Annotated in this window: 6 protein-coding genes; all 6 read right to left on the bottom strand. The window is 42.1% G+C overall.

The window, feature by feature from the left end; genetic code table 11:
• Window positions 1-194 precede the first annotated feature (194 nt).
• The 6 genes from ihfB to pgm all read right to left on the bottom strand — a co-directional run bounded on the left by ihfB (window position 195) and on the right by pgm (window position 7,670).
• Complete coding sequence (gene ihfB / locus PR767_RS07655) at window positions 195-482, bottom strand: integration host factor subunit beta (RefSeq protein WP_004256221.1); 288 nt, start codon at window positions 480-482, stop codon at window positions 195-197.
• 56 nt (window positions 483-538) lie between these two features.
• Complete coding sequence (gene rpsA / locus PR767_RS07650) at window positions 539-2,212, bottom strand: 30S ribosomal protein S1 (RefSeq protein WP_004909559.1); 1,674 nt, start codon at window positions 2,210-2,212, stop codon at window positions 539-541.
• A 173-nt stretch (window positions 2,213-2,385) separates the two neighbouring features.
• Window positions 2,386-3,069, bottom strand: a complete 684-nt coding sequence (gene cmk, locus PR767_RS07645; protein WP_004909557.1) for a (d)CMP kinase — start codon at window positions 3,067-3,069, stop codon at window positions 2,386-2,388.
• Between the two features lie 187 nt (window positions 3,070-3,256).
• Window positions 3,257-4,534, bottom strand: a complete 1,278-nt coding sequence (aroA, locus tag PR767_RS07640; RefSeq protein WP_272520088.1) for a 3-phosphoshikimate 1-carboxyvinyltransferase — start codon at window positions 4,532-4,534, stop codon at window positions 3,257-3,259.
• A gap of 121 nt (window positions 4,535-4,655) precedes the next feature.
• On the bottom strand, window positions 4,656-5,747 hold the full coding sequence (gene serC, locus PR767_RS07635) for a 3-phosphoserine/phosphohydroxythreonine transaminase (RefSeq protein WP_248445315.1): 1,092 nt from the start codon (window positions 5,745-5,747) through the stop codon (window positions 4,656-4,658).
• Between the two features lie 288 nt (window positions 5,748-6,035).
• Entirely contained in the window at window positions 6,036-7,670 is a 1,635-nt protein-coding gene (gene pgm, locus PR767_RS07630; RefSeq protein WP_272520087.1) for a phosphoglucomutase (alpha-D-glucose-1,6-bisphosphate-dependent), read from the bottom strand.
• Between the last annotated feature and the right edge of the window lie 12 nt (window positions 7,671-7,682).

Genomic DNA, 7,682 nt, shown 5'->3' with positions numbered 1-7,682 from the left:
GGTGTTGGTGTTGGTGTTGGTGTTGGTGTTGGTGTTGGTGTTGGTGTTGGTGTTGGTGTTGGTGTTGGTGTTGGTGTTGGTGTTGGTGTTGGTGTTGGTGTTGGTGTTGGTGTTGGTGTTGGTTAGATATAAAAAACAGTGCCGTATAGAATACAAGCACTGTTTTGATGTAATAATTAAGATTTACAGCCTAATTATTGGCCGTAAATATTTACACGATCACGTAATTCTTTACCTGGTTTAAAATGAGGAACATATTTACCTTCTAGTTCCACTTTATCACCAGTTTTCGGGTTACGGCCAACGCGTGGAGCACGGTAGTGAAGAGAAAAACTGCCGAAACCACGGACTTCAATACGTTCACCGTTAGCTAACGTATCCGCCATATGCTCAAGAATTTCCTTTACAGCTTCCTCAACGGTTTTTGCTGAAAGATGAGACTGCTGGCTAGCCAGTCTTTCAATTAATTCAGACTTGGTCATAGTACCTCCCTAAACTACCGTTACAAAGGGACAACACTACTGTTGTCCCCACTTAATTATTCGCCTTTAGCTGCTTTGAAAGCTTCAGCCATAGCATTGTTGCCGAATGCTGTATCTTCTTGTTTGTTCACAGCTGCGACAGCGTCTTTCTCATCAGCTTCGTCTTTAGCGCGAACAGACAGGTTGATTACACGGTTTTTACGATCAACACCAGTGTATTTAGCTTCAACATCATCACCAACGTTCAGAACCAGAGTTGCATCTTCAACACGGTCACGTGAAGCTTCTGATGCACGCAGGTAACCTTCAACGCCCAGTGTCAGCTCAACAGTTGCACCTTTAGCATCAACTGCGATTACTTTACCAGTCACGATTGCGCCTTTCTTAGTTGCTGCTAAGTAGTTATTGAATGGATCTTCAGCTAACTGTTTAACACCTAAAGAAATACGCTCACGCTCTGCGTCGACTTGCAGAACAACAGCTGCGATTTCATCACCTTTTTTGTATTCACGAACTGCTTCTTCGCCTGCAACGTTCCAGGAGATGTCAGACAGGTGAACCAGGCCATCGATGCCGCCGTCCAGACCAATGAAGATACCGAAGTCAGTGATAGACTTGATTTTACCTTCAACGCGGTCGCCTTTGTTGTGAGTCTCAGCAAATTGCTGCCATGGGTTAGATTTGCACTGTTTCAGGCCCAGTGAGATACGACGACGTTCTTCATCGATATCCAGAACCATAACTTCAACAACATCACCAACGTTAACAACTTTAGATGGGTGAATGTTTTTGTTAGTCCAATCCATTTCTGAAACGTGAACCAGACCTTCAACGCCTTCTTCGATTTCTACGAAGCAGCCATAGTCAGTCAGGTTAGTAACGCGACCAGTCAGTTTAGTACCTTCTGGGTAACGTTTAGCGATTGCGACCCAAGGATCTTCGCCCAGTTGTTTCAGACCCAGAGAAACACGAGTGCGCTCACGGTCGAATTTCAGAACTTTAACATTGATTTCATCACCAACGTTGACGATTTCGCTTGGGTGTTTAACACGTTTCCAAGCCATGTCAGTGATATGCAGCAGGCCGTCAACACCGCCCAGATCAACGAATGCACCGTAGTCAGTAAGGTTCTTAACGATACCTTTAACTTCCATGCCTTCTTGCAGATTTTCCAGCAGTTGATCGCGCTCAGCGCTGCTTTCAGATTCAATTACAGCACGACGAGAAACAACAACGTTGTTGCGTTTCTGATCCAGCTTGATTACTTTGAACTCAAGCTCTTTGCCTTCCAAGTGAGTAGTATCACGAACTGGACGTACATCAACCAGTGAACCTGGTAAGAACGCACGAATACCGTTCAGTTCAACAGTGAAACCACCTTTAACTTTACCGTTGATAACACCAGTTACAGTTTCAGCTTCTTCGTAAGCTTTTTCCAGCATCAGCCATGCTTCATGACGTTTAGCTTTCTCACGAGACAGGATAGTTTCACCGAAACCATCTTCTACTGCATCCAGAGCTACATCGATTTCATCGCCAACTTGGATTTCTAGCTCACCCTGAGCATTTTTGAACTGTTCTACTGGGATAGCAGATTCTGATTTAAGACCTGCGTCAACAAGGACTACGTCTTTATCGATGGCAACAACAGTACCACGGACGATAGAACCAGGACGAGTTTCAATATTCTGCAGGGATTCTTCAAAGAGTTGAGCAAAAGATTCAGTCATATTAATGATCTTCAAGAGTTTTAAATTAACGTCCACTTAGCTTCCCGCCAAATGGGGTTGTTTCACATACCCCACAACATTCCATGTCGCAAGGTTGATGCTATGCTAATAATATAATCACATAGCGATAACTGCGTATATTATCTAATTATAAGCTAAAATAAAGCCTATTATCACGATAATTGTAGAATTTTTTTTGCATAGGTGTGTGCTTTTTCAATAACTTCCCCAATAGACATACTTGTGGAATCCAGCACTAATGCGTCTTTCGCGGCAATAAGGGGGGCAACAGAACGGTTACGATCACGAAAATCACGTTCTTCAATTTCGCTCAAAAGACGTTCAAAATTAACATCAAAACCTTTCTCTTGCAACTGCTTCATCCGCCGATGAGCCCGTTCTTCAGCTGAGGCATCAAGAAAAATTTTTACCGGTGCATCGGGGAAAACCACCGTTCCCATATCACGGCCATCAGCAATAAGCCCAGGTAATGTTCTAAATGCACGTTGGCGTCGAAGTAAAGCTTCACGTACGCGAGGAAAAGTTGCTGTTTGGGATGCCGTATTTCCTACTGTTTCGGTTCTAATTTGATTTGAAACATCTTCCCCTTCCAGAATGACTTTCAGTACATTGTCTTCAGGAACAAATTTCACATCTAAATTTGCAGCCAAAGGAACTAACGCATCTTCGGATTGGATATCAACATGGTGATGTAACGCAGCTAACGCTAATACACGATAAATTGCGCCTGAGTCTAAAAGTTGCCACCCAAATTCGTTTGCTAATGCTTGGCAAAGTGTACCTTTACCTGCTCCGCTTGGTCCATCAACGGTGATTACAGGGGCTATCGCCACCATAAAAAATCTCCTTTTCTGCAAATAGCCGAGCTACCCGCAATTAAAATCTGTGAAAGTATTATACCAATTCAGTAGATTTGTGAAATAAGCAGGTTCTGATGATTGCTAAAAAATAAGAAAAAATTGATATTTGAACCATAAAAATTAGGTTGATATCAAACAAAGTAATATCAACCTAATCAATAAATTAATGACTTAAACGTGCCAGCTGTTCGAAGTAATCAGGAAATGTTTTTGCCGTGCAGCCCGGATCCAAAATTGTTACTGGCGTATCTGATAATGCAACTAATGAAAAACACATTGCAATACGATGGTCGTTATAGGTTTCAATTTCAGCATGTTGTAATTTTTTCGGTGGGACCACACGTATATAATCATGCCCTTCTTCCACTTCAGCGCCAACTTTTCTTAGCTCTGTCGCCATCGCATATAACCTGTCGGTCTCTTTTACTCGCCAGTTATAGATATTACGTATCACTGTTTCGCCTTCAGCAAATAAAGCGACGGTGCCAATGGTCATTGCCGCATCAGGAATCGCATTCATATCCATGTCAATGCCCGTCAATGTTCCGCGTTCACATTCAACGTAGTCATCACCCCAACGAATAGTCGCCCCCATTTTTTCTAATACATTGGCGAATTTCGTGTCTCCTTGCAAACTATTGCGCCCAATTCCTGTGACTCGGACCACGCCCCCCTTAATCGCAGCCGCAGCGAGGAAATAAGATGCGGATGAAGCATCACCCTCAACCAAATATTCACCCGGTGATTGGTATTGTTGCTGCCCTTTGATGACAAAATGTTCATATTGATGATTTTCGACACTAACGCCGAACGTTTTCATCAGTGCTAACGTGATATCAATGTAAGGTTTGGAGACTAACTCGCCAATAATTGTAATTATTGTGTCTTGCTCTGCACGAGGAGCTGCCATTAACAACGCGGTTAAAAACTGGCTGGAAACAGACCCATCAACTGAAATTTGGCCACCGATAAAACCACCTTTTAAACGTAGTGGCGGATAGTTTTCTTGTTCCAAATATTCAATCTCTGCACCACCTTCCCTTAATGCATCGACCAAGTGCCCAATTGGGCGCTCTTTCATGCGAGGCTCACCCGTTAAAATAATATTATTATGACTTAGTGATAGCGCAGCAGTCAGTGGGCGCATTGCCGTTCCCGCATTGCCTAAAAATATTTCTAGCTCATCCGGATGAGATAAATTTCCGCCTAAACCTTCCACACGACAACGTGTTTTATCTTCAGACAGTTGGTAGCTAACACCTAACTGGGTTAATGCATTCAGCATATGGCGAATATCATCACTGTCCAATAAATTAGTGAGTGTGGTCGTTCCTTTAGCCATCGCGGCTAATAACAGTGCGCGGTTTGAGACACTTTTTGACCCTGGCAAATTAATTGTGCCGTTAATTGAAGGAATAGGTTGTAATGTCAGGGATTGCATAAAAAGCAGTTTCTCCAGTGAAGTTTTGCAAGTAAATAAAATTTGGCTCTATTTTCTTTTAAGTCAAATACAAAGAGCACAAATAACCGACTGAACATCCTATTTCAGTCGGCAAATCTCATTATTGAGCGTTATGACGTTCAAAATCAGCCATAAAGTCAACCAAAGCCTGAACTCCCGCTAATGGCATCGCATTATAGATTGATGCACGCATACCACCAGCCACTTTGTGGCCTTTCAGCGAAAGTAAGCCTTGTTCTTTGGCTTCGTCAATAAATTTCGCATCAAGGGCTGGGTTTTGCATTTGGAACGGTACATTCATCCAAGAACGGTTTTCAACCGCAACACGGTTAATATAGAACTGGCTATCATCAATTGCATTGTAGAGTAATTGTGATTTTTCATAATTACGCTTAGCCATTTCTTGCAAACCGCCTTGCTCTTTTAACCATTTGAAGACCATACCTGCGAGATACCAAGCGAAAGTCGGTGGAGTATTAAACATTGAATCATGTTTTGCTAATACCGTGTAATCAAATACGGATGGAGTCTGAGGTGAAGCTTTACCGAGTAGGTCTTCTCGGATAATAACGATAGTTAGTCCTGCTGGCCCAATATTTTTTTGAGCCCCTGCATAAATTACACCATAACGGCTTACATCAATCGGTTTAGATAAGATAGAAGAGGAATAGTCAGCAACAATAATTTTATCTTCAGGGAAGTCAGGTTCCTCATGAATAGCTAAACCGCCTATGGTTTCATTTGGGCAATAATGGACATAAGCTGCATCATCACTTAATGGCCATTCTTTCATGGGTTTTAAACTCACTACACCGTCTTTTTCTTCAGTAATTTGAATCACATTAGGAGAGCAGTATTTTTCAGCTTCTTTTGCTGCAGACTCGGACCAATAGCCGCTTACAATATAGTCTGCTGTCGTTTTATCACCTAATAAATTCATTGGTAACGTTGCAAAATGGGCCCGTGCCCCGCCATGACAAAATAAAACTTTATAGTTATCAGGGATGTTTAATAAATCACGTAGATTTTGCTCTGCTTCTGTTGCCACTTCGACAAAGTCTTTTCCGCGGTGACTCACTTCCATCACAGAAACGCCTAACCCCTTCCAATTACAAAATTCTTGTTCAGCACGACGCATGACTTCAACAGGTAGCATAGCTGGACCTGCACTGAAATTATAAACCTGACTCATTGACCTCACCCTATCCATCTTCAATTATGGTTAATAAAATTCACTCAGATAGTTAAAGTTGTACCACTCCAAGCCTTTAGCTGCAACGGTTATTGTCAGCAAGTCCAAAAAAGAAAGAGGGGTTATTTTTTGATAATGAGGAAAAGAATTTTGTTAATCTTGTCACACTCTCAACAAGCATCATTTTATGGAGAAATTAACAATAAATAAGCGATAATATCCCGAATTACGTCATTGCGCTGTATTTCGGGATATTCATTGAATATGTCTTTTATTGAGGATTAAAAATTAGCGAATAACTTTGCTTACGATTTCAATCGCTTCTTTTTCTATTTGACGTAAATGCTCTTCACCACGGAAACTTTCACAATAAATTTTATAGGCTTCTTCCGTGCCTGATGGCCTTGCTGCAAACCAGCCATAATCCGTCATGATTTTTAAACCGCCGATTGGTGCATTGTTACCTGGCGCAGCGGTTAAACGCTGTGTAATTTTATCTCCCGCCAATGTATCTGCTGCAACCATTTCAGGTGATAATTTACTTAGCTTTGCTTTTTCTTCGTGAGTGGCTTTCGCTTGGATACGGTTATAAATCGGCGCGCCGAATTTCTTAGCGAGATTATTATAACGTTGTTGAGGATTTTCACCTGTAACAGCCGTAATTTCAGCTGCGAGTAGGCAAAGAATGATACCGTCTTTATCCGTTGACCACGGTGTGCCATCAAATTTTAAGAACGATGCTCCAGCGCTTTCTTCGCCACCAAAACCTAATTTACCGCTAAATAAGCCATCAACAAACCATTTGAACCCTACAGGTACTTCGACTAGTTCACGACCGATGTCATTAACCACACGGTCAATCATGGCGCTCGAGACCAATGTTTTTCCGACGGCAACATCTTTACCCCATTGAGAACGATGTTGAAATAAATAATCAATAGCAACAGCAAGATAGTGATTTGGATTCATTAGCCCATCTGGCGTGACGATGCCATGACGGTCGTAATCTGGGTCATTGGCAAACGCAAGATCAAATTTTTCTTTCATCCCAAGCAAACCCGCCATCGCCCAACTTGATGAGCAATCCATGCGAATAACACCATCATGGTCAAGTGGCATAAAGCGGAAAGTTTGGTCGAGTTGGTCGTTTACGATTTCAATATCGAGTTGATAATATTCTGCAATTTTTTTCCAATATTCAATACCGGAGCCGCCTAGAGGGTCAACACCAATTTTTAAACCTGACTTAGCAATTGCTTGCATATCAACAACATCACCCAATGCACAGACATAAGGCATGATTAAGTCTTGCTGGGTCACATATTCGCTTGTCATTGCTGTATCAAAACTGACTCGTTTTACACCTTCGAGGTTATTCGCTAGCAATTGGTTGGCATTTTTTTCAATCACAGAGGTTAAATCGGTATCAGCCGGCCCACCATTTGCAGGGTTGTATTTAATACCGCCATCTTCAGGTGGGTTATGTGATGGTGTAATCACAATGCCATCTGCAATATCTTGGTGTGATTGGTTATAACTTAAGATAGCATGAGAGATAGCTGGAGTTGGAGTAAACCCATTATTCTCCTGAACAATAACATGAACCTGATTTGCCGCTAACACTTCAACCACAGTCATAAATGCCGCTTCTGATAACGCATGGGTGTCTTTGCCCACAAAGCAAGGGCCTGTTACGCCTTGCTTTTTGCGTAAATCAGCAATTGCTTGTGCAATGGCTAGTATATGGTTTTCATTAAAGTTTTTACGCAATGAGCTACCGCGATGCCCTGATGTTCCAAACTTAACAGCCTGAGATGCATTTCCAGGTTGTGGTTGCTGCGTATAATATTGAGCGGTTAATTGAGCGACATTGATCAAGTCACTTTGAAACGGAAGCTGCCCTGCACGTTCATGTATTGTCACTTGTTTTCTCCC

Source organism: Providencia sp. PROV223 (genome assembly GCF_028479245.1).
GTDB classification, from domain to species: Bacteria; Pseudomonadota; Gammaproteobacteria; order Enterobacterales; family Enterobacteriaceae; genus Providencia; species Providencia rettgeri.
The sequence above is the reverse complement of the archived record's forward strand: the minus strand, read 5'-3'. Positions and strand labels throughout refer to the sequence as shown.

Excerpts from the sequence above, each read along its gene's own strand:
- aroA (WP_272520088.1), bottom strand. The coding sequence starts at position 4,534 with ATGCAATCCCTGACATTACAACCTATTCCTTCAATTAACGGCACAATT.
- ihfB (WP_004256221.1), bottom strand. The coding sequence starts at position 482 with ATGACCAAGTCTGAATTAATTGAAAGACTGGCTAGCCAGCAGTCTCAT.
- rpsA (WP_004909559.1), bottom strand. The coding sequence starts at position 2,212 with ATGACTGAATCTTTTGCTCAACTCTTTGAAGAATCCCTGCAGAATATT.
- cmk (WP_004909557.1), bottom strand. The coding sequence starts at position 3,069 with ATGGTGGCGATAGCCCCTGTAATCACCGTTGATGGACCAAGCGGAGCA.
- serC (WP_248445315.1), bottom strand. The coding sequence starts at position 5,747 with ATGAGTCAGGTTTATAATTTCAGTGCAGGTCCAGCTATGCTACCTGTT.